General features: G+C 72.1%; 16 protein-coding genes. 6 read left to right on the top strand and 10 right to left on the bottom strand.

What is annotated here, in order from left to right; translation table 11 throughout:
* Positions 1–28: 28 nt before the first annotated feature.
* Positions 29–1,798 (top strand): serine hydrolase, encoded by a 1,770-nt coding sequence (locus tag CG740_RS01730; RefSeq protein ID WP_100573059.1) that lies wholly within the window; start codon positions 29–31, stop codon positions 1,796–1,798.
* Positions 1,799–1,861: 63 nt separating this feature from the next.
* On the opposite strand, the gene CG740_RS01725 is transcribed toward CG740_RS01730, so the two are convergent.
* The gene (locus CG740_RS01725; RefSeq protein WP_100573058.1) at positions 1,862–3,427 is read right to left on the bottom strand and encodes a phytoene desaturase family protein; all 1,566 of its coding nucleotides are present in this window, start codon (positions 3,425–3,427) and stop codon (positions 1,862–1,864) included.
* A gap of 234 nt (positions 3,428–3,661) precedes the next feature.
* The gene (locus CG740_RS01720) at positions 3,662–4,513 is read right to left on the bottom strand and encodes a LysR family transcriptional regulator (RefSeq protein ID WP_100573057.1); all 852 of its coding nucleotides are present in this window, start codon (positions 4,511–4,513) and stop codon (positions 3,662–3,664) included.
* Positions 4,514–4,607: 94 nt separating this feature from the next.
* Here CG740_RS01720 and CG740_RS01715 point away from each other — a divergent pair, with 94 nt between their 5' ends.
* A complete protein-coding gene (locus CG740_RS01715; protein ID WP_100573610.1) occupies positions 4,608–5,339 on the top strand; it encodes an SDR family oxidoreductase in 732 nt (243 codons plus the stop codon).
* 24 nt (positions 5,340–5,363) lie between these two features.
* Here CG740_RS01715 and CG740_RS01710 read toward each other — a convergent pair whose 3' ends face one another.
* Positions 5,364–6,089: a TetR/AcrR family transcriptional regulator gene (locus tag CG740_RS01710; protein ID WP_100573056.1), complete on the bottom strand. Its 726-nt coding sequence runs from the start codon at positions 6,087–6,089 to the stop codon at positions 5,364–5,366.
* 119 nt (positions 6,090–6,208) lie between these two features.
* Here CG740_RS01710 and CG740_RS01705 point away from each other — a divergent pair, with 119 nt between their 5' ends.
* Positions 6,209–7,333 (top strand): FAD-dependent oxidoreductase, encoded by a 1,125-nt coding sequence (locus CG740_RS01705; protein ID WP_100573609.1) that lies wholly within the window; start codon positions 6,209–6,211, stop codon positions 7,331–7,333.
* An 85-nt stretch (positions 7,334–7,418) separates the two neighbouring features.
* On the opposite strand, the gene CG740_RS01700 is transcribed toward CG740_RS01705, so the two are convergent.
* The 4 genes from CG740_RS01700 to CG740_RS01685 all read right to left on the bottom strand — a co-directional run bounded on the left by CG740_RS01700 (position 7,419) and on the right by CG740_RS01685 (position 13,015).
* Entirely contained in the window at positions 7,419–9,635 is a 2,217-nt protein-coding gene (locus CG740_RS01700) for a serine/threonine-protein kinase (protein ID WP_100573055.1), read from the bottom strand.
* Positions 9,636–9,653: 18 nt separating this feature from the next.
* The gene (locus CG740_RS01695) at positions 9,654–10,544 is read right to left on the bottom strand and encodes an oxygenase MpaB family protein (RefSeq protein ID WP_100573054.1); all 891 of its coding nucleotides are present in this window, start codon (positions 10,542–10,544) and stop codon (positions 9,654–9,656) included.
* A gap of 186 nt (positions 10,545–10,730) precedes the next feature.
* The gene (locus CG740_RS41485; protein ID WP_100573053.1) at positions 10,731–12,308 is read right to left on the bottom strand and encodes a prepilin-type N-terminal cleavage/methylation domain-containing protein; all 1,578 of its coding nucleotides are present in this window, start codon (positions 12,306–12,308) and stop codon (positions 10,731–10,733) included.
* A 71-nt stretch (positions 12,309–12,379) separates the two neighbouring features.
* Positions 12,380–13,015, bottom strand: a complete 636-nt coding sequence (locus tag CG740_RS01685) for a hypothetical protein (protein WP_159030185.1) — start codon at positions 13,013–13,015, stop codon at positions 12,380–12,382.
* A gap of 299 nt (positions 13,016–13,314) precedes the next feature.
* Between CG740_RS01685 and CG740_RS01680 the strand changes: the two genes are divergently transcribed.
* Positions 13,315–14,547, top strand: coding sequence for a hypothetical protein (locus CG740_RS01680; protein WP_234375994.1), 1,233 nt, complete (start codon positions 13,315–13,317; stop codon positions 14,545–14,547).
* A 444-nt stretch (positions 14,548–14,991) separates the two neighbouring features.
* Here CG740_RS01680 and CG740_RS01675 read toward each other — a convergent pair whose 3' ends face one another.
* The 3 genes from CG740_RS01675 to CG740_RS01665 all read right to left on the bottom strand — a co-directional run bounded on the left by CG740_RS01675 (position 14,992) and on the right by CG740_RS01665 (position 17,136).
* Positions 14,992–15,549 (bottom strand): PadR family transcriptional regulator, encoded by a 558-nt coding sequence (locus CG740_RS01675; RefSeq protein WP_234375993.1) that lies wholly within the window; start codon positions 15,547–15,549, stop codon positions 14,992–14,994.
* 166 nt (positions 15,550–15,715) lie between these two features.
* On the bottom strand, positions 15,716–16,534 hold the full coding sequence (locus CG740_RS01670; protein ID WP_100573050.1) for a prepilin peptidase: 819 nt from the start codon (positions 16,532–16,534) through the stop codon (positions 15,716–15,718).
* A gap of 257 nt (positions 16,535–16,791) precedes the next feature.
* The gene (locus CG740_RS01665) at positions 16,792–17,136 is read right to left on the bottom strand and encodes a competence type IV pilus major pilin ComGC (protein WP_234375992.1); all 345 of its coding nucleotides are present in this window, start codon (positions 17,134–17,136) and stop codon (positions 16,792–16,794) included.
* 445 nt (positions 17,137–17,581) lie between these two features.
* Here CG740_RS01665 and CG740_RS01660 point away from each other — a divergent pair, with 445 nt between their 5' ends.
* Entirely contained in the window at positions 17,582–19,255 is a 1,674-nt protein-coding gene (locus CG740_RS01660) for a GspE/PulE family protein (protein ID WP_234375991.1), read from the top strand.
* 75 nt (positions 19,256–19,330) lie between these two features.
* Entirely contained in the window at positions 19,331–20,542 is a 1,212-nt protein-coding gene (locus CG740_RS01655) for a type II secretion system F family protein (RefSeq protein WP_100573048.1), read from the top strand.
* Positions 20,543–20,589 lie beyond the last annotated feature (47 nt).

Genomic DNA, 20,589 nt, shown 5'->3' with positions numbered 1-20,589 from the left:
ACCGGCGCGTCGAGAAGGGTGCGTGGCGATGGCCGGGGAAGTCCGGGGCGGCCTCGGCAGACGACGGCTGGCCGGTGCGGCCATGGCGCTGGGAGGTGCGCTGATGGCGGGTTCCCCACCGGGTACGGCGGTGGCCGCGGGCCGGGGCCGCACACTGCGGCGCGGCTCCGCCGAGCGGGCCGGGCTGCTCCCCGAGCACCTGGACCGCCTGGTGGCGGACGCCCGGACGTTCCTCGGCCCCTCCCCCGACCACCCCTGGTACGCGGGGGCGGTGCTGCTCGCGGGGCGCGGCGGCACGGTGGCCCTGCACCAGGCCATCGGCGACGCGGTCCGGTACGCGGCGTACGACGAGAAGAGCGACACCGCGGTGGAACTCCCGCCCGGCCGGCGGATCGCGGCGGCCGAGGACACGGTGTACGACCTGGCGTCCCTCTCCAAGCTGTTCACCTCGCTGCTCGCCGTCCAGCAGATCGAGCGGGGCGCGCTCGCCCTGGAGGAGCGGGTCGCCGCGTATCTGCCCGAGTTCGGGGCGGCGGGCAAACAGGCCGTCACGGTACGGCAGTTGCTCACGCACACCTCGGGTTTCCCGTCCTGGATCCCGCTCTACGGGGCGGCGACGCACGAGGACCGGCTGCAACTCGTCCGGAACGAGCCTCCGGCGAGCCCGCCGGGCACCGCCTATCTCTACTCCGACCTCAACCTGATCTCGCTCCAACTGGTCCTGGAGAAGATCACCGGCCGCCCCCTGGACGCCCTGCTCCACGACGGGATCACCGCTCCGCTCGGGATGCGCCGCACGCGCTACAACCCGCCCGCGTCCTGGAAGCCGGGGATCGCCGCGACCGAGGACGCCCGCAAGCCCTGGTCCGGGATCGACCGGGGCATGGTGTGGGGCGAGGTCCACGACGAGAACGCGTACTGCCTCGGCGGGGTCGCGGGCCACGCCGGGGTGTTCTCCTGCGCCTGGGACCTCGCGGTCCTCGCCCGGACGCTCCTGAACGGCGGCGCCTACGGCCGGGCCCGCATCCTGCGCCCCGCCTCCGTCGACCTGCTGTTCAGGAACTTCAACACGGCCTTCCCCGGCCATGAGCACGGCCTGGGCTTCGAGCTCTACCAGCACTGGTACATGGGCGCGATGGCCACGCCGCACAGCGCGGGGCACACCGGGTTCACCGGCACCAGCGTCGTCATCGACCCCAGCACCGACACCTTCCTGGTGGTGCTCGCCAACTCCGTTCACCCGGTGCGCACTTGGCGTACCGGATCGGCACCTCGGGTGGCCGCGGGCGACGCGCTCGCGCGGGCCGTCCCGGTCCGCACCGCGCACGGCGGCGCCGCCTGGTTCGCCGGGATGGAGCCCGCCACCACGGCCACGCTCACCCTGCCCGCATGCCGGTTCGGGTCCGGCCGGGGGCGACTCGGCCTCTCCTTGTGGTGGGACACCGAGCCGGGCGTGGGCACGCTCGCCCTGGAGGCCTCGACGGACACCGGGGCGACCTGGCGGCCCGTACCGTTCACCACCCTCAGCCCCGGCGGAGCACCCCGGGAGCATCCCTGCGGGTCGGTGACCGGGTGGTCCGGGCGGGTCTGGCACGAGGCGGGCGCGGACCTGGCCGCCTGGCGGGACCGGTCGGTGCGGCTGCGCTGGCGGTACACGACCGGGCCGCGGTATGTGGGGCGCGGGGTGTATGTCGACGGGCTGCGGGTTGCCGACGGCGGCCGGGTGCTGTTCGACGAGCTGCGGCCGACCGATGCCGCCCGGATCGAGGCGGCCGGCTGGACGAGATCCACGAACTGACGTCCTTTCGGCGGCAGTTGGCGGACCCGCCCCTGCTCGCCGGCCGGCGGCGAAGGCTCCGCGTCAGTGCCCGAGGACGGCCATGGCCGCGTTGTGCCCCGGAATGCCGCTCACCCCGCCGCCGCGTACGGCACCGGCCCCGCACAGCAGGACGTTCGGGTGGGCCGTCTCGACGCCCCAGCGGCCGGTCGACGCCTGGGCGTAGGGGAAGGCGAGTGCGCGGTGGAAGATGTTTCCACCGGGCAGCCGCAGATCGCGCTCCAGGTCGAGCGGCGTCTTCGCCTCGATGCAGGGGCGGCCGTCGGCGTCCCGGGCCAGGCAGTCGGCGAGCGGCTCGTCGAGATGGGCGTCCAGTTGGGCGAGGGTCGCGGCGAGGAGGAGTTCGCGCGCCTTGTCGTTGTCCTCGGCGAACAGCCGGGCCGGTGTGTGCAGACCGAACAGGGTGAGGGTCTGGTAGCCCTGCCCGGCGAGTTCGGGACCGAGGATCGTCGGGTCGGTCAGGGAGTGGCAGTAGATCTCCGAGGGCGGGGCGGCGGGCAGTCGGCCCCGCGCGGCCTCGGCGTACGCGGTCGCCAACTGGCCGTATCCCTCGGCGATGTGGAAGGTTCCGGCGAAGGCCTCGCGCGGGTCGACGGACGTGTCGCGGAGCCGGGGCAGCCGCCTGAGCAGCATGTTGACCTTTAGCTGGGCGCCCTCGGCGGCCTCGGGCGGCGCCTGCCCGGTGAGCGCCGCGAGGGCCTGGGGCGAGGCGTTCACCAGGACGTGCCGGGCGGCCACCGCGCCGGTGTCCTCGGCCGTGGCGTAGTCGACTTCGGCCTCGGTCCCGTCGGTGCGGATCGCGGTCACCTCGTGCCCGGTGGCGATTTCCGCGCCGGCCGAGCGCGCGGCCTGGGCGAGGGCGTCGGTGAGGGCGCCCATGCCGCCGACCGGGACGTCCCAGTCGCCCGTGCCCTGGCCGATGACGTGGTAGAGGAAGCAGCGGTTCTGGGCGAGGGAGGGGTCGTGGGCGTCGGCGAAGGTGCCGATCAGGGCGTCCGTGAGGACGACTCCGCGGACCAGGTCGTCGCGGAAGCGGTCCTCCACGGCGACGCCGATGGGCTCCTCGAAGAGCATCCGCCAGGCCGCGTCGTCACCGACCCGCGCACGCAGCGCGGCGGCGGTGGGCAGCGGCTCGGTGAGGGTGGGGAAGACCCGCTCGGCGACCTGCCGCATGGTGGCGTAGAACGCCTGCCAGGCGGTGAACTCGGCGTCCGAACCGGTCAGTTGGCGGAAGGAGGCGGCGGTACGGTCCGCTCCGCCGCCGACCAGGAGACCGCCGGGACGCCCCTCGCGCAGGGTCGGCGTGTAGGAGGACACGGTGCGCTTGCGGACCGCGAAGTCGAGCCGGAGATCGTCGACGATCTTCCGGGGCAGCAGCGAGACGAGATAGGAGTAACGCGAGAGCCGGGCGTCCACCCCCGCGAACGGGCGCGTGGAGACGGCCGCGCCACCGGTGCGGCCGAGCCGTTCGAGCACCAGGACGGACTTCCCGGCGCGGGCCAGATAGGCGGCGGCGACCAGGCCGTTGTGACCGCCGCCGACGATGACGGCGTCGTAGACCTCACGGGCGAACGCGGTGCGTGCGGGCATGCCCCTTGGTAACACGGGATGATCGCGCGCGGAACCCCGCCGCGGGCCGGGACTGCCGGGGGCCGCCACCGCCGGGGAAGCCCCGGGTTTCGCTGCCCCGGTCCGCTGCCCCCCCATTCGCTGCCCCGGTTCACTGCCCCACTTCGCCGCCCCGGTTCACTGCCCCGCTTCGCCGCCCCGGTCCGAGCCGGGACACGGTGGGCGGAACCCGGCCGGGCGGGTGGGAACTGGGAACTACGGGAGACGTGTAGCGGTCCGGACGAGGTCGGCGACCGCTCTGGACCGGCTGTGCGCAGGCCAGGCGATGACGGTGGTGACGGCCGGCGCGTCCACCACGGGCACGGCGGCGAGGTCGTCGTGCAGCTGGGCCCGGCACGACTCCGGCGCGACCGCGCACGCGCGGCCGAGGGCGACGAGCTGCAACAGCTGTGCCTGGTCTCGGACTTCTGGGCCGGGCCCGGGCGGATAGGCCCCGTCGGGGTCGGGCCAGCGTGGCAGGGGCAGGCCCGGCAGGGCGGTGATGTCGGCCATGTGCACATGGGCCCGGACGGTCAGCGGATGCCCGGCCGGCAGGACCAGGACCTGGCCCTCCGTGCCGAGCTCTTCGGTGTGGAGCCCGGCCGTCGAGTCGAACGGCCGGTGCAGCAGCGCCACGTCGGCCCGGCCCTCGCGCAGGAGTCGTCGCTGCTCGGCCGGGCCGCACAGGATGACGTCGACGGGGACCGCGCCGGGTTCGGCGGCGTACGCGTCGAGCAGTTCGGCCAGCAGTTCCCTGGACGCGCTGGCCTTCGTGACCAGGGCCAGGCCGGGACGGCCGGTCGCGAAGAGGCCCGCGCGGCGGGTCCGGCGCTCGGCGGCGTCGACCGCGTCGAGGGCCGCCCGGCCCTCGGCCAGCAGCACCGAGCCGGCTTCCGTCAGCGTGACATTGCGGCTGGTCCGGTCCAGCAGTGCCGCCCCGAGCCGGCGTTCGAGCTGCTGGATCGCCCGCGACAGAGGCGGCTGCGCCATCCCGAGCCGCCGCGCGGCGCGCCCGAAGTGCAGCTCCTCGGCGACAGCGACGAAGTAGCGCAGCTCCCGGGTCTCCATCCGGCCAGGCTACTGCGGATCAATACCCTGCCGGTATCGCCGCGCACCCGATCGGTCTTGGACCCCCGCGCGATCCAGGAGCAGCATGGTCTCCATGAGCGAACGAACGACCGCGCTGGTCACCGGCGCGAACAAGGGAATCGGCTACGAGATCGCCCGGGGCCTGGGCGCCCTCGGGTGGAGCGTGGGCGTCGGCGCCCGCGACGAGAAGCGGCGTGCGGCGGCGGTGGAGCGGCTGTGCGCGGACGGCGTCGACGCGTTCGGCGTGCCTCTGGACGTGACCGACGACGCGAGCGTGAGCGCCGCCGCACGGCTGATCGAGGAACGCTCGGGGCGCCTCGACGTGCTCGTCAACAACGCCGCCATCACGGGCGGCATGCCGCAGGAGCCCACCCGGGTCGATCCCGCCACCGTCCTGACGGTCGTGGAGACCAACGTGATCGGCGTCATCCGCGTCACCAACGCGATGCTGCCCCTGTTGCGCCGCTCCGCCGCACCGCGGATCGTGAACATGTCCAGCAGCGTCGGCTCCCTCACCCGCCAGTCAGCACCCGACGCGGACCGGACGGCCGGGCCGGTGGCCGTGGCGTACGCGCCGTCGAAGACGTTCCTGAACGCCGTCACCCTCCAGTACGTCCGGGAGCTGAGCGGTACGAACATCCTGATCAACGCCGGCTGTCCCGGCTACGTCGCGACCGACCTCAACGGCTTCCAGGGGGTGCGCACCCCCGAACAGGGTGCGGCGATCGCCATCGAACTCGCGACGCTGCCCGACGACGGCCCGACCGGCAAGTTCTTCAACGACGCCGGCGTAGTGCCCTGGTGATACCCCCTCACGGTCACCACCGCGTCAGTCCGAGGCCGGCCGCAGGTTGTCCAGGAGCAGTCCGAGGGTGAACGCGAAGCGGTCGTGTCCGGTACCGGAGATCAGCTCGGCGGCATGGCGTCGTGTCTGCGGGAATCGCTCCGCCGGCAGTGCGGTGAAGCGGTCCAACAACTCCTTGTCGCCGAGCACCCATTCCTGATCCTGGCTCCGGCGCCGTCGCCGGACCATCGACTGCTCCAGCGCATAGGCGCTGACGTAGAGGGAGAGCGCGTCGCGGGCCCATCCGGCGGTCCTCGGTTCGATCCCGCCCGCGAGCAGGATCGCCAGGATTCCCTCGCCGACCCGCAGCGTTTCCAGGTTGGTCGGCACCATGGCCAGCGCGGCGCGCGAGACCCCGGGGTATTCCAGGTACAGATCGCGGATCTGCGTGTACACACCCGTCAACTGTTCGCGCCAGGCGGCCGGGTCCGGCTCGGGGAGCACGATCGAGGCGTAGAGCCTGCCGATCAGCAGATCGTCGATGTCGTCCTTGTTGACAATGTGCGCGTACAGCGACGACGGACCGGTGCCGAGCACGGCGGCGACCCGGCGGACGGTCAGCGCGTCGTACCCCTCGGTCGCGACCACTTCCAGGGCGGCGTCGGCGATCCGTCCGACGGTGATCGGCTCCTTGCGCGGCGCCGGCGCGGCGCGTTCCGCGGTGGGTTGGGCATGGCGGGCTGAACGGCTCCGGCGGGGATCGGCGGTCATACGGGCCACTGTACCTTGACACGAACTTAGTTCGTTGAGTAGAACTTAGTTCGCCAAAACGAACTTAGTTCGTGTCGATGTTCTGGCCGATGCCCTGGCCGCTGTCCTGGAGGTATGTGATGCGCGTTGGCGTGGTCGGAGCCGGTCTGGGAGGCCTGGCTCTCGCACAGGGTCTGCGTGGTGCCGGGATCGAGGCCGACGTGTTCGAGCGCGACCCGGGGATAGGCGCCCGGTTCCAGGGCTACCGGCTGGTGCTGGACCCGATCGGGTTCCAGGCGGTGCGCGACTGCCTGCCGGCGCGCTGGCACCCACTGCTGGACGAGATCGTCATGGCCGCCTCCGCCGAGCAGCTGGTCCTGGACCCGCGGCTGAACGAGATCGGCCGGCTCGGCGCGGCCCGCACCGGCATCGTGGTCGATCGGCAGGTGCTGCGGCACCTGTTGCTGACCGGCCTCAGCGTGCACACCGATGCCGCGCTGACCGGCTACCACGTGCTGGCCGACGGCCGGGTCCAGGCCCGGTTCGCCCGCCGCGACCCGGCCACCGCGGACCTGCTCGTCGGCGCGGACGGCGTGGCCTCCACTGTCCGCGGGGTGCTGTCGCCGGAGACCGTCCCGACCGACACCGGCGTCCGGTTCGTCATCGGCCGCACCCCGCTGACCGAAGAGTTCGCGGGCCTGTCCGCGACCTACGGCTCGAAGATCACGGACGGCCGCGTCAGCCTGCTGCTCGGCGCGATGCGCTTCCCCACCCCGCCCGGACAGGCCGCGGAGCGACTGGCCCCCGAGGTCACACTGCCCGACATCGGCGACTACGTGCGCTGGGCCATGATCCTGCCACCGGACGACTCGCCGCGGGACGTGACCGCGCGGGACGCCGCGCTGTCCAGGATGGAGGGGTGGCACCCGGAGCTGCGCGCGCTGATCGGGCGGGCCGACCCGGACAACAGCACCCTGCTGTCCATCCGGACCGTCAAACCCGGCGGGCGCTGGCCGTCCGGCCCGGTCACCCTGCTCGGCGACGCGATCCATGCCACCTCCCCGACCGGCGGCAACGGCGCCAACACCGCGCTGCGCGATGCCGACCTGCTGCGCCGCTGCCTGATCGCGGCAGACGACGGACGCCGGGGACTGCTCGGTGCGGTCGACGACTACGAACGGCAGATGCTCGTGTACGGCGCCGAGGCCGTGCGCGCCAGTCTTGAGCGGCTGCCCGCCTTCGCCCCCGAAGCGGAACTGTCCTGACGCCGAAGGCCGGCCTCGGGCGGTCGGCCCAGCGCACGGCCGCCCCGACACCGGCTCGCCCCCGGCCGGCGCAACCCTGCCCGGGTCAGTGGTGGCCGGCTCGGCGCAGGGCCGCCACCTTGCGGTACAGCTCCACCGCCTCGGGGCCGCGGCCGAGCTGCTCCAGGCAGTTGGCCTGGTCGTTGCGACTGGCCAGGGTGTCGGGGTGGTCGGCGCCCAGGACGCGTTCGCGGGCTTCGGCCACCGTGCGGTAGGCGTCGAGCGCCTCGGCCCAGCGGCCGAGCCAGCCCAGACCCACGGCGACCTCGCGACGGCTGACCAGGGTGTCGAGGTGCTCGGGCCCCAGCACTCGTACGCGCAGCTCGCACACCTCGCGGGCCTCTTCGAGGGCCTCCTCCCAGCGGGCCAGGCGGCCGAGGTTCACGCCGAGGCCGTGGCGGGCGCGCAGTGTCTCGGGGTCCTCGGGCCCGCTGACCCGCAGCCGGTCCGCCACCAGCTCCCGGTACAGCTCCAGCGCCTCCGGGCTGCGACCGAGCCGGCCGAGGCTGACGCCGATCTCGTAGCGGGCCGCGAGGGTGTCGGGGTGATCGCGGCCGAGTGCCGCCGCCCGGCCCCGGGCGACCTCGCGATAGGCGGCGAGCGCCTCGACCCAGCGCCCCAACAGGCCGAGCGCGTAAGCGACTTCGTACTGCGTGACCAGGGTGTCGGGGTGGCCGGGGCCGAGCACCCTGGCGCGGGCGGCCGCCACGTCCTGGGCCATCGCGCAGGACTCCTCCAGACGGCCGAGCCGGCTGAGGTTGAAGGCGAGATTGTGCCGGCAGCGCAGGGCGTCCGGGTCGTCGGGGCCCTGGGTGCGCTCGCGGGCGGCGAGGACGGCGACGTACACCTGGTGCGCCTCGAAGTGACGGCCGAGCCGGCCGAGGACGTACGCCGTCTCCTGGCGTGCGTCGAGCGTCTCGGGGTGGTCGGGTCCCAGCGAGCGGGCCCGGCCCTCGGCGACCTTGCCGAACTCGCGCAGCGCGTCGGCCGCCCGGCCCGTCCGGCTCAGCGTGAAGCCCATCTCGTAGCGGCTGGCGAGGGTGTCGGGGTGGTCCGGCCCCAGCAGGTGGGCCCGCTCGGCCGCCACCGCCCGGTGCACCTCGCCCGCCTCCGCCCAGCGGCCGAGCCGGCCGAGGCTGAGCCCCGCGCGGTGGCGGCTGTCGAGCGCGGCGAGCGCCTTGGCCGCCGGAGTGGGCCGCGCGGCCTCCCTCGGTGCGGGGGTGGCCGGGGTGCGGTGCCGGGCGGCGGCCGGCACGGTCCACTCGCCGGTGAGGCCGGCGGTGGGGTCGGGGTCGACGGCCGGCGAGAAGGTGCGCGTCGCCTTGTGGCCGGTGGTCATCCCCTCGGTCCAGGACGGCAACCGGGACGCGGGGCGCGAGGACGACCGGGCCGGGCCGCCGAGCGGTCCCGCCCCGGCCCGTCCCGCCGCCAACCGGCGCGCCAACTCCCCCGCATCGCTGGGGCGTTGGCCCGGATCCTTCGCCAGCAGGTCGAGTACGACACGGTCGAGGAAGCCGGGGAGTTCGGCCCGGTGCTCGCGCAGGGGGCGGGGCACGGTGTCACGGTGGCCGACGAGCACCGCCCAGGCGTCGTCCAGGTCGAACGGCGGCGCCCCGGTGCAGAGTTCGTACAGGACGCAGCCGAGCGAATACAGGTCGCTGCGGTGGTCGACCTCGGTGCCGGCGATCTGCTCCGGCGACATGTAGTGCGGGGTTCCCATGGCGATGCCGGTACCGGTGAGCCGGCTGGTGAAACCGATGTCGGCGCCGAGCCGGGCGATGCCGAAGTCACAGATCTTCACCGCGGCATCGGTGAGCCGCATGATGTTGGCCGGCTTCAAGTCCCGGTGCACGACGCACTGTTGATGGGTGTAGTCGAGGGCCGCCGCGACCTGTTCGGCGATGTCGACGACGGCCTCCACCGCCAGCGGGCGCCGCTTGTTGTCGTCGAGGAGCTGGCTGAGGTTGCGTCCGTCGAGCAGTTCCATGACGAGGTAGAGCCCGCCCTCGTACTCCCCGAAGTCATGGACGACGGTGACCCCGCGGTGCTGGAGCGCGGCGGCGACCCGGGCCTCGCGCCGGAAGCGTTCCCTGAGCACCCGGGTGAACGACTCCTCGTGACCCGGGGCGAGCGGTTTGAGCAGCTTGACCGCGACCCGTCGCTCCAGCGATTCGTCGCGGGCCGCCCACACCTCCCCCATGCCGCCGCGCCCGATCGGATCGAGCAGCCGGTAGCGGCCGTGGATCAGCCTGGTGTCCGCCATCTGGTGCCGTCGCCCCCGTCACTGACCATGCGCCCTCCCCGGCCCGTCCAGTATGGCGGCCTGTTCGCGAAGTTTGTACGGTGCGGGCCGGGTCTCGGGTCCGAGCCGGGCGACCGCCCGCAGGACGTGCCGGGGCGGAAGCTGCCAGCGCACCGTGGCGGGGATCCTGCGCAACACCGTCCCGGTGAACCGCAGGCGGCGGTCCACGGCGCCGGCGGCGGGGGCGGGCCGGCCGTAGAGCTCATGGGCGTACGGCGGCAGCGAGGCGTAGGCGAGGGCGGACACCCGTCGCCACACCAGCTCGCGCGCCGGGACCAGGGGCCAGGGGGTGGGCGGCCGGCGCAGGAAGTCGTCGACGTTCCGTGCGTCGGCGGTGACCGCGAGGCGGGGCCGTACGGAGGCGAAGTAGGCGGCGAGTTCGGCCGCGCTGCCCGGCACGCCCGCCGGGTCGAGCCCCACCAGACGCGCGTCCACGCGGTGTTCGCCGACATAGCGGTCCGCCTGGGCGTCGCTGAGCCGGAACCCGGAGCGCCGCACGACCGCGAGGTAGCTGTCGATCTCCGCGCAGTGCACCCACAGGAGCAGCTCGGGGTCGTCGATGCCGAACCGCTCCCCCGTCACCGGGTCGTCCGCCTTGAGCCGGGCGTGGATGCGCCGCACCCGCGCACCCGCCCGTTCGGCGTCCTCCTTGGTGCCGTACGAGAGCGTCCCGACGAAGTTGGCGGTGCGCATCAGGCGTCCCCAGGCGTCCTTGCGGAAGTCGGAGTTCTGCATGACCCCGCGCACGGCCCGCGGGTGCAGCGCCTGGAGGTAGAGCGCCCGGACGCCGGCGATCCACATCATGGGGTCGCTGTGCAGGTGCCAGGTGACCGAATCGGGCCCGAAGTACCCCGGGTCGGCGTCCGCCATCCGCCACCTCCAGTGGCCGTGCGCTCAGGACCGGGCGTGCCGGTGACACCAGCAGGTTAGTCGGCACCCGGCGGCGGGGGTACCGCCGCGTCGGTCCCGGTCCGGTTCCGGCGCCGGGCTCGGCCGCCGGACGGCTTGGCGGTGGTCCGAGCCCGGCGGAGGTTTCGCGGCCGGCCCGGGACCGGCCTAGGCGGATCCCGCCCGGAACACCGCGACCGTTCCGTTGTCCGGATCGACCGCGTACACCTTTCCGGTGGTGTTGTTCGCGGCCACCGCGGCGAACCGGCGGGACGTGCCGACCGGAGCCTGCGGCAGCAGTGTGCCGCCGTCGGACACTCCGAGGCCGCCCGGTGCGCCGAGCGCGTTCATCTGCGCGACGAAGACCCTGTTGAAGTTCTTCAGCACGGTGACCATGTGCGCCATGTTCCCGGGCGCGTTCGACTTGCCGCAGACCGACACCTGCCCCGTGACCGTCGTCCCGGCGATCCGGTCGATGCGGCCGCCGGTGTTGTTGCAGCTCGACCCGCCGTCCAGGAAGACGTAGACCGACCCTGCCGTGGAGTTGTAGACCGCGGAGATGGGCGTGAGGGTTGATCCCACCGGGTCGTTGATCGCGGTGGAAGTGCCGTCGGCGGGATTGATGGCGATCGTCGTCGCCACGGCTTTCCGGGCGCCCGAGGGATTCGCCGGGTCCGGAACGCACCTCTTGGCGAGCAGGTAGACCCGGTTGCGGCCGGGATCGACCGCGACGGCGCCACGGGCGCTGTTCGCGAGGAGGACGTCCCCGGCATTGGCGCTGCACGACTCCGTGGGGAACTGCGCCACGACGGCGACGGCCTGGGTGTCCGACGAGATGGCGAAGAGGCCGATGCTGGCGGCGAGGCTCGTGCCGCGGCCGACACCGCTCTTGACGAGGTACACGGCGTGGTGCACGGGGTCGAAGGAGAAGTCCATGCCGAGGGTCGCGCCCACGATTCCCGCGGCGGGCAGGGTGATCGGCGTCGCCGACGAGCTGCCGGCCGCGATGTGGGCGACCGCCGAGGTGCCGGTGGTACCGCCGCCGACATAGACGTCGCCGTTCTCGGGAGAGGCGGCCAGCGCGCCGACGGTCGCCGTGTAGCCGCTGACGCGGGTCACCTGGTTGCCCTTGGTCGTGTCGATGATCGCGACACCGCCCGTGCCCCCGACATAGACCTGCCCCGTACCGGGGGCGACCGCGATGCGGGTGGGGCTCGACACAGCGCTGGAAACGTCGATCGGAGAGCCGATCGGGGTGTCGGTCCGGCCGTCGATCACGGTCACGTCGTTGCTGCCGGTGCCCACGACGTACACGCGATCGGCCTTTTCGTCGACCGCGAGGTCGGCCGGACTCGTGCCCGCCCGGATCGCGTCCGCCCCGCTCTGCGTCGGCGTGGAGGTGTCATACAGCGTGAACGACGACTTCTCGCCCCGGCCGCACTTGTTCTCCTCGCCGACCGCCACCATGTTGTAGGTCGGCTCGCCCGACAGCAGCCCGTCGGCTGTCAGGTCATCGGCCGTCCCATAGTGTCCGTGCTTCGCGCAGTAGGACTCCTCCGCCGTGCGCAGCGTGGCCGCGTCCGCGGCGATCGCCTTCGCGCGGCCCTTGTCGCCGATGCCCCTGACGGAGAAGACCACGATGGCGGCGAGGACGCCGAGGATCACGATGACCACGAGCAACTCGATGAGCGTGAAGCCGTCCTGGCGTCTGGCGCGCAGTGCGGAGAGGCGGTGGGCCGAGGGCATGGCGGTCGGGGCTTCCTTCGATCGATGGGTCACGGCGTTCGGCCCGAGCGCACGCGCGAGCCCTTGCCGTGTCACGGTGTCCCCCGGCGCACGGGCTTGACGTCCCTGGCTCCCGGTAGGTCCGGGCACGCGATGCCCTTTCCGGCGCGGTCGAGGTGGTTCGGGTCGGTCGGCTCGAACCGCAGGACGGCCTGTGCGTCCGCCTGGCTGGCGAAGTCCGCGCAGTCGTAGGCGTCATTGCCGTAGCGCAGGAAGTAGCGGGCGTCGAACGACCGCTCGGGCTGCGGGCAGAGCGCGCTGCGGGGGTCGTCAGGACCGCACTTGTGGTGCTGGGCGACGGCGGCGACCGGCTTGGTGTCGCGTGGCTGCGGGAGTCCACGACATGCGACGCCGCCTCCGTCGTCGAGGTGGTTCGGATCGCTGGGGTTGGCCCGCAGCACCGCCTGCGCATCCGCCTGACTGGCGAAACCGACGCACTCGAAGGCGTTGCCGTGGGTGGTGTATTCCTTCGCGTCGAACGCCTTGCCGTGCGGGCAGAGCGCGCTGCGCTGCGTGCCCGGTGTGCACCACGCGGGGTCGGCCCGCTGGTCCGGGGCGGACGTGTCCGAACCACCGCGCACGATCACCGTGACGACCGACGCCACCGCGATCAACGCGAGAACCAGCGCACCCCGCCGGACCGCGCGCGAGCGCGACCATCTGCTCAACAGTGCCATCACATGCCTCTGCCCATCGTGCCGCCAGCCCCTTCTGTACGTCCCGCGGTGGCCGACGGCCCGTGGCCGCCGGCCTGCCACGGGCTGGGATACCCGTGCATTACATCCACCGGGACTCCGGTTGTCAATCATTGACTACTGAGGCTCCAAGTGCGCACCATCTAGGGCTTGCGAGGCACCGTCATGCCGGGAAACCGGGCGGACGCACCGGAGTTCACCGACTTGCGCCCACGCCCCCAGCAGGTGCCCGGGCGGCAGTCGCCGCCAACCGGATCGACTAGGAGTAGCAAATGCAACGAAGGTTCAGACGCGCCCGGAGTACCGCGGCGCACGCCGGCTTCACCGCCATGCGCCGGGTGCGGAACGCGTTCGCGGTGGGCGCGCTCGCGACGACGCTGATCGCCGCCGGTGCACCCACCGTGTTCGCCAGCACGGGTTCCCAGGTGGGTATCGCGAACAACATGTATCCCGCGACCAAGGACATGAAGAGCACGATCGAGTCGCTCGGCTCGTTCACGGCGTTCACGGCGAACACCTCGTCCCAGGTCGGCGGGTTCTGGAACAAGCCGGCGATCGACACCTCGACGATGCGGGGGATCACGTCGGGCAGTCTGCGTCAGCAGCTGAAGAGCGCCGGACCGTACACCACGTGCGATCCCTCGTCGTCCAACAACTGCGTCAACGGGCCTTTGCACATCGACGCGTTCCTGTCGGCGGACGAGACCAACGTGGACGCGGTCATCCCGACCGCGGACGGCGGGACGTGCACGGCGAGCGGGAGCGTCGAGTGCAACGGCTCGATCTCCAGCAAGCACGCCGTGGCCATCGGACACCTCGCGATCTACAGCTGTAGCGGCAGCTGGGCGGGCTCGACCCACGGCGACGACCCGTCCAACGGCGCGACTCCGCCCCTGGCGTTCGGCGCGGACGCCAACGGCAGCGGCAACGGCAAGGCGCAGTCGCCCCGGTGTGACGCGTCGCCGGTCTCCGGCGGTGCGCCCACGACGATGTCGGGGGTGGTGAGCTGGCTCGCGACGAGTGGGCACCGGATCGCGGTCGCCGACCCGGCCACCGCGCCGTTCGGCGCGGCGTCCAAGCAGGCGCTGATCCAGAACGGGTTCACGTGGACCACCAGCGGGGCGGGTCAGAACGTGTTCACCGGCAGCGCGTGCGACAGCGCCGGGACGGCGTGCAAGGTACGCCTGGAATCCGGGATCAGCCAGGTGCGTGGCGCGGTGACGGCGAACGCCGGCGGCAACACCCAGCTGGGCCTGGTCGCGAAGTCGAACATCATGCACGTGAGCTGGACGTCGAGCTCGCTGAACGGCACTACGGGCAATGACCCCAACACATGGACCGACGTCGACCCGAGCGCGTACTCGGGCTATGGGGACATCGAGCAGTACGGCGTCGCCCTGAGCGGCGGCAACGCCGGTGCGCAGGCCGCCTGGGACGACCTGTTCAACACCAAGTGGGACGGCAACACCACCATCCAGTCGACCCTCGCCGCCTACGGCTACTAGGCGATCCGGAGCACTGGGCAACGGGCCGTCGGCCGGGCGCGAACAGCGCCCGCCGACGGCCCCGGCACGTCGCGTACGCCGCCACCGGGCATCGGGCCACGCTCCGCCATCCCGCCTCGCGTACCCGGCAAAGGGGTAACTGCCTTGCGGCATCGGCCAGTTGACGGCCCCCGTCGTCAGCGGCCGTCGTCGGCGCGCACGCGCTGTCGAGCACGGTCCACGGCCGGCGGGTCAGACGCCGGCCTCGCAGGTGCGGGCCGTTGCGGCGGTGGCGTCGGGGCATCGGGGCATCGGCTGCGGAGATGCCGACCACCGTGGTGCCCACTGCCGTGGTGGTCACTGCCGTGGTGCCCAGTGCGTCGTGGTGCCGGGCGGACCGAGTCGTGGCGCGTGGCGGTGACGACGCCGCTCTGTGCCGGGAGGCGGACGACGACGAGCGTGCCGTCAGCCGGTCTTGACGGCCGGCCTCGTCGAGTCGGCGTCAACCGCGTCGAGAAGCTGGCGCGCGGCGCGGACGATCTCCAGCCGCCAGTCGTAGATCGCGCGGGCAAGGTGGTCGTCGACGGGTTCCTTGGCGCGCAGCGACTCCTCGATCCCGTCGAGGACGACCCGCTGGCGTTCGACCAGGCGAGCCGGGCTGAGGCCGCGGCGCTGGAGCAGGAGAAGCTTGCTGGTGAAGTCGGCCCGGATGTCGCGCAGGTGGGCCACCGGTTCACTGAGCCACCGGCTGACGGCCGTCTTCGCCGTGCGGGTGGTGGCGTAGATCATGCGCTGCGGACCGCGATCGCTCTCCTCGGCGCCGACCGGCGTGATGAGTCCGCGCTCGACGAGCCGCGTGATCGACCGGTAGACCATCGGGCGCGAGATGTACCAGAATTCACCGATCTCCGTGCCCTCCGCGGTGAGGGATGCGATGGCGAAGCCGTGGCTCGGTCGTTCGGCCACGAGTGCGAGCACGATCCACTCGGCCAGTGGCAGATCAGGTCGGTCAGGTTTCGCCATGGTGACCAGGGTACCAATTGGTCCGGCGGACGGTTGTGCGATGGAACAGTCTTCGGCGCCCATCCGGCGAGCGACCCTGTAGGTATGCCCAGGGCCGCCGTCCCGGGTCCGTCGCGCCCGCCGTCGGAGCGGCCCGCGACCGGCGCCCGGGCCGGGATGACCGTGGTCAGTGGCGGGCCGTTGCGAGCCCCGCGTCCATCGCGTACAGGTCGTTCAGGCTCTCGTACCAGTGGACGACGGGTGCGCCGACGAGGATGGCGGCGATGGCGCCGACGGCGAGGAACACCCCGAAGGGCAGTCGGGTATGGCGGGTCGCCCGCCCCGCCGCCATGAGCACGACGCCCACCAGCAGCCCGACGACGCTCCCGGCCAGCAGCGCGAGGACGAGATAGGAAGGACCGAGCCAGCCGAGGCCGGTGCCGAGCAGGCCGGCCAGGCGCACATCGCCGAAGCCGAGCCAGGCCGGACGCATCCAGTGCAGGGCGAAGAAGGCGGCGAACGCGCCCACTCCGCAGAGCGCGGTCGTGCCGAGCCGTTGCCACTGGCCGGTGGTCGCCGCGGCCGCGAGCAGACAAGCGGCGGTGAGCCCGAGGGTCGGGTAGATCAGCCGCCGAGGGAGCAGGAACCGTTCGGCGTCACAGGCGGCCAGGGCCAACAGCCCTGCGGTGAAGACCAGTTCGGCCGGGAGCGCCTCCGACCGGCCGAAGCGGAGCGCCTCGGCCAGGAACAGGATCGCGGTGAGCGCTTCCATAAGCGGGTAACGCGCGGGGATGGGAACCCGGCAGGCGCGGCAGCGCCGACCCAGCAGGAGCCAGGACACGACGGGGATGTTGTCCCGGGCCGCGATCGGTGCGGCGCATCGAGGGCAGGCGGAGCGGGGCCGCACGACCGAACGGCCTTCCGGCACCCGGGAGACGGCGACGTTGAGGAACGACCCCACCGCGAGCCCCAGCAGACCGATCAATGCGACAAATATGGATGACATGGGACGTAATGGTGCCGCACCCCACGGGTGCGTCGCCACTGGCCCCGCCCTACCCAGCCGCCCTCAAGCCGGTTGGCACGCAAGGCAGTTCGCGTGCGGACCGGTTCACGCGAAGGAGCGGTTCGGGTCTGCGGCACTGTCGCCGATGCCGCCGGCCGTCGTTCGCCGGATGGCGCGTGCACGGCCACCTGGCCGACCCGACCGCCCGACGGCCGTCAACCGGCGCCGTCGGGTGCGGTCTCCCCCGTGCCCCCGCCTCAGGTGCAGGGGTTGTTCTGGTCGTTGTCGAGCTTCCTCGGCGTGATCTCGTACGTGGCACCCTTCGGATTGACGACGTACCAAGAGGATTCGGTGGACAGGAACCCACCGCTCACCAGGTCGGCCATGGTGCCGTACGCGTTGTGGCTGCCATTGGCGAAGTACGCCTCCTCCGCGGTCTGGATCGTGGACTTGTCGGTCTTGCACGCCGAGCTCTGGCCCTTGTCATTGATGCCGCGGACGGAGAAGACGACGACGGCGGCCAGGATGCCGAGGATCACGATCACGACGAGAAGTTCGATGAGCGTGAAGCCGGCCTCCGCCCTCTCGTTCGGTGCACGCATGCGCCGACGCGACGGGGCTTGTGGGTATCTGAACATCTTTCTCCATCTACGGCGCCCGGCTCGAACAAGCCCAGGCGATAGTCACTTCCTGATTAATCAGCCGTAGACTACGGAGCGCACTTCGCAGTTACAAGGGCTGCCCTCGCCCGGAAGGCGCACAGGAACGCGTGCTGGCGTGCTGTAGTATCCCGCTGACTAATCAGCAGCTGACAGTACTGCGGATGCACGCGCGGCGAGGGATCGGCCGCGTTCTGGATGCGCGAAAGGGGTGGGTTCCTTGGCGAATCGCCGGCTTCTGCGTCGCCGCGCGGAGGCGACGAGCCCTGTGGGCGAGGAAGGCACCCGGCCCGAGGGCGCCGGGGCCCCGGAGCCGTCCGCGGCCCCGGCGGCCGAACCGGTCCCGGACGCGAGGTCCGGCCCGGGGAGGTCGTCATCCGCGCAGGAGGTGCGGCCGCGTATCGGGGAACTGCTGGTGCGGCGCGGGCTGCTCACCCCGGCGCAGGTGGACGAGGCGCTCCTTCAGCAGTCGGCGTCGGGCAAGCGGCTCGGCGCCCTGCTGGTCGAACTCGCCATGGTCGACGAGCGGTCGCTGATCGAGACACTGTCGGTTCAACTCGACGTCCCCGTAGCCGACTTGCGCCAGAGCGAACCCGATCCCGAGGCCGCCGCCCGGGTGCCGGAGGCGCTGGCCCGCTCGCTGGGGGTCGTCGCCGTGCGGCGGGCCGAGGGCACGCTGCTGATCGCCGCGGGCGACCCGGGCGACCCGCGCGTACTCGACGAGGTCGGCCGGGCCGTCGCACCGGACCGGGTGCGGTTGGCGATCGCGGCTCCCTCGGACATCCTGCGCTCGATCGACAGCACCTACCGGGCGCTGGCCGGCGTCGGCAGCCTGGTCGAGGCCTTCGAGGCGACCGAGACCGGCCGAGCCGCCGGCTCCGGGGCCAGGGTGGTGAGCGAGGACGCCCCGGTCGTCCACCTGGTCAACCTCATGCTGACCCAGGGCCTGCGGGACCGGGCCTCGGACATCCACATCGAACCGCACGCCGACCGGGTCAGGGTCCGGTACCGCATCGACGGCGCGCTGCACGACGTGCTGAGCCTGCCGGAGAACATGGGCCCGTCCCTGGTCAGCCGGATCAAGATCATGGCCAATATGAACATCGTCGACCGGCGGCGCCCGCAGGACGGGCAGATCGCCACCGAGATCGACGGCAGGTCGGTCGACATCCGGGTCGCGACCAGTCCCACCATCTGGGGCGAGAAGGCGGTGCTGCGGCTGCTCGACCGCAACCGCACCCTGTTCCGCCTCGCCGAGCTCGGCATGCCCGCCGCGACCTACGAGCGGTTCTCGTCGCTGCTGCGCTCCCCCTACGGCATGGTCGCCTGTGCCGGACCGACCGGCAGCGGCAAGACGACCACCCTGTACGCCACGCTCGGCGAGCTGAACCAGAGCGAGCGCAACATCACCACCATCGAAGACCCGGTGGAGTACGTGTTCCCGTCGGTCAACCAGATCCAGATCAACGACCAGGCGGGCATCTCGTTCGCGACCGGGCTGCGCTCGATCCTCCGGCAGGACCCCGACGTGATCCTGGTCGGCGAGATCCGGGACGCCGAGACGGCGCGGATCGCGGTGGAGTCCGCCCTCACCGGCCACTTCGTCCTGTCGTCCATCCACGCGGCCGACGCCTGCTCGGCGTTGCACCGGTTCGCCGACATGGGCATCGAGCCGTTCCTGATCACCTCCACGGTCGCCGGTGTCGTCAGCCAGCGACTGGTGCGGCGGATCTGCGACCAGTGCCGCGAGCCCTACCGGCCGGGCGTGGACGAGCTGGCCTTCTTCGCCAAGGCCGGCGGCTCGACCGACAGCGGGTTCTGGCAGGGCCGGGGCTGCAACTTCTGCTCCCGGACCGGCTACCAGGAACGCATCGGCGTCTTCGAACTCCTCGTGATGAGCGACGCGGTCAAGCGGCTGCTGGTCGAGAAGGCGCCGATCCACAGCCTGCGCGGGGCCGCCCGCGAGCAGCACATGGACACCCTCCTGGACGGCGGCGTCCGTCTGGTGGAGGAGGGCGTCACGACCATCGCCGAGATCATGTCCAGCGTGTACGTGGTCTAGGGCCCGGCTCTCCGACCGCTTCGGCCCAGCACTGACGAACCGAACCTCTGCACCGGAAACCAGGAGTACATCGGCATGGCCACCTTCAAGTACGTCGCGGTCGGCCCGGACGGGAAACGGGCCACCGGTGTGCTCAAGGGCTCCAGTGTCGACGGCGTGACCGACAGCCTGGCCCGGCAGGGCTACGACGTGCGGTCGGTCAGGGCCGTGGGCCGCAATCTGCTGCAACTCGAACTCACCGCGGCAAAGGTCGACCTGGTCGAGCTGAGCAACTTCTCGCGCCAGATGGCCGCCTTCATCAAGGCCGGAGTGCCCATCCTGGACGCCCTGGAGATCATCCGCGCCGAGACCAAGGACAAGAAGCTCGGCCGGATCCTCGTCGACGCCATGGACTCGCTGCGATTCGGCGAAAGCTTCGCCGCCGCGATGGCCGCCCACACCACGGCACTCCCGGCGTTCTACACAGCCGTTCTGCGCTCGGCCGAGGCGACCGGTGAACTCGACGTGGTGATGGCCCAGTTGGGGCGTTACATCGAGCGCGACGTCGAGGGGCGGCGCAGCATCCGCTCCGCTCTGACCTATCCGATCCTGGTGATGGGGCTGGCCGTCGCCGTCGTCCTCGTGCTCGTCGTCTTCGTACTGCCCCGGTTCAAGGTGTTCTTCGAGTCCTTCCACGCGAAACTGCCGCTGCCGACCCGGATCCTGCTGGGCTTCACCGACTTCGTCACGGCCTGGTATCCGGTCATCGTCGGCGTGCTCGCCGCGCTCGTGGCGGCCCTGCTCGCCGGTTTGCGCACCGAACGGGGACGGATGCTGCGCGACCGCTGCCTGCTGGCGACGCCGGTGGTCGGCGATGTGGTCCGCTTCATGGTCATCGAACGGTTCTGCCGCATCCTGACCTCGATGATCAAGGCCGGCGTACCCCTGCCGGAGGCGCTCGGCCTGGCGAGCGCGGGCGCCAACAACCTGGTGTACCAACGGTCCATCGGGACCGCCCGGACGGAGATGCTCGAAGGCGGCGGCATCTCCCGGCCGATCGCCCGCACCAGACTGTTCCCCGGGGCGGTCACCCAGATGATGCGCGTGGGGGAAGAGACCGGAACCCTCGACGACCAGCTCGACAACGTGTCGGAGTTCTACGAGAAGGAACTCCAGCACAAACTCAAGCGGCTGACCAGCCTGTTCGAACCGACCGTGGTGATCATGGTGGGGGTCGTCGTGGGGTTCGTGGCCGTCGCCCTCATCTCGGCGATCTACGGGGTCTACAGCCAGGTCACCGTCCAGTGACCGGCCCGGCGCGCCGCCCGAGGCGCCACCGCGGCGAAGAGGGCGAG

It is taken from the genome of Streptomyces sp. CB01201, from assembly GCF_002803085.1.
GTDB classification, from domain to species: Bacteria; Actinomycetota; Actinomycetes; order Streptomycetales; family Streptomycetaceae; genus Streptomyces; species Streptomyces hundungensis.
Note: the sequence above shows the minus strand (reverse complement) of the source record. Positions and strands in the feature narration are given on the sequence as shown.

Bases quoted from the DNA above. Each gene is read 5' to 3' on its own strand.
- CG740_RS41485 (WP_100573053.1), bottom strand. From the start codon at position 12,308: ATGCCCTCGGCCCACCGCCTCTCCGCACTGCGCGCCAGACGCCAGGAC.
- CG740_RS01670 (WP_100573050.1), bottom strand. From the start codon at position 16,534: ATGTCATCCATATTTGTCGCATTGATCGGTCTGCTGGGGCTCGCGGTG.
- CG740_RS01655 (WP_100573048.1), top strand. From the start codon at position 19,331: ATGGCCACCTTCAAGTACGTCGCGGTCGGCCCGGACGGGAAACGGGCC.
- CG740_RS01700 (WP_100573055.1), bottom strand. From the start codon at position 9,635: ATGGCGGACACCAGGCTGATCCACGGCCGCTACCGGCTGCTCGATCCG.
- CG740_RS01705 (WP_100573609.1), top strand. From the start codon at position 6,209: ATGCGCGTTGGCGTGGTCGGAGCCGGTCTGGGAGGCCTGGCTCTCGCA.
- CG740_RS01680 (WP_234375994.1), top strand. From the start codon at position 13,315: ATGCAACGAAGGTTCAGACGCGCCCGGAGTACCGCGGCGCACGCCGGC.
- CG740_RS01710 (WP_100573056.1), bottom strand. From the start codon at position 6,089: ATGACCGCCGATCCCCGCCGGAGCCGTTCAGCCCGCCATGCCCAACCC.
- CG740_RS01715 (WP_100573610.1), top strand. From the start codon at position 4,608: ATGAGCGAACGAACGACCGCGCTGGTCACCGGCGCGAACAAGGGAATC.
- CG740_RS01665 (WP_234375992.1), bottom strand. From the start codon at position 17,136: ATGCGTGCACCGAACGAGAGGGCGGAGGCCGGCTTCACGCTCATCGAA.
- CG740_RS01675 (WP_234375993.1), bottom strand. From the start codon at position 15,549: ATGGCGAAACCTGACCGACCTGATCTGCCACTGGCCGAGTGGATCGTG.
- CG740_RS01725 (WP_100573058.1), bottom strand. From the start codon at position 3,427: ATGCCCGCACGCACCGCGTTCGCCCGTGAGGTCTACGACGCCGTCATC.
- CG740_RS01695 (WP_100573054.1), bottom strand. From the start codon at position 10,544: ATGGCGGACGCCGACCCGGGGTACTTCGGGCCCGATTCGGTCACCTGG.
- CG740_RS01730 (WP_100573059.1), top strand. From the start codon at position 29: ATGGCCGGGGAAGTCCGGGGCGGCCTCGGCAGACGACGGCTGGCCGGT.
- CG740_RS01720 (WP_100573057.1), bottom strand. From the start codon at position 4,513: ATGGAGACCCGGGAGCTGCGCTACTTCGTCGCTGTCGCCGAGGAGCTG.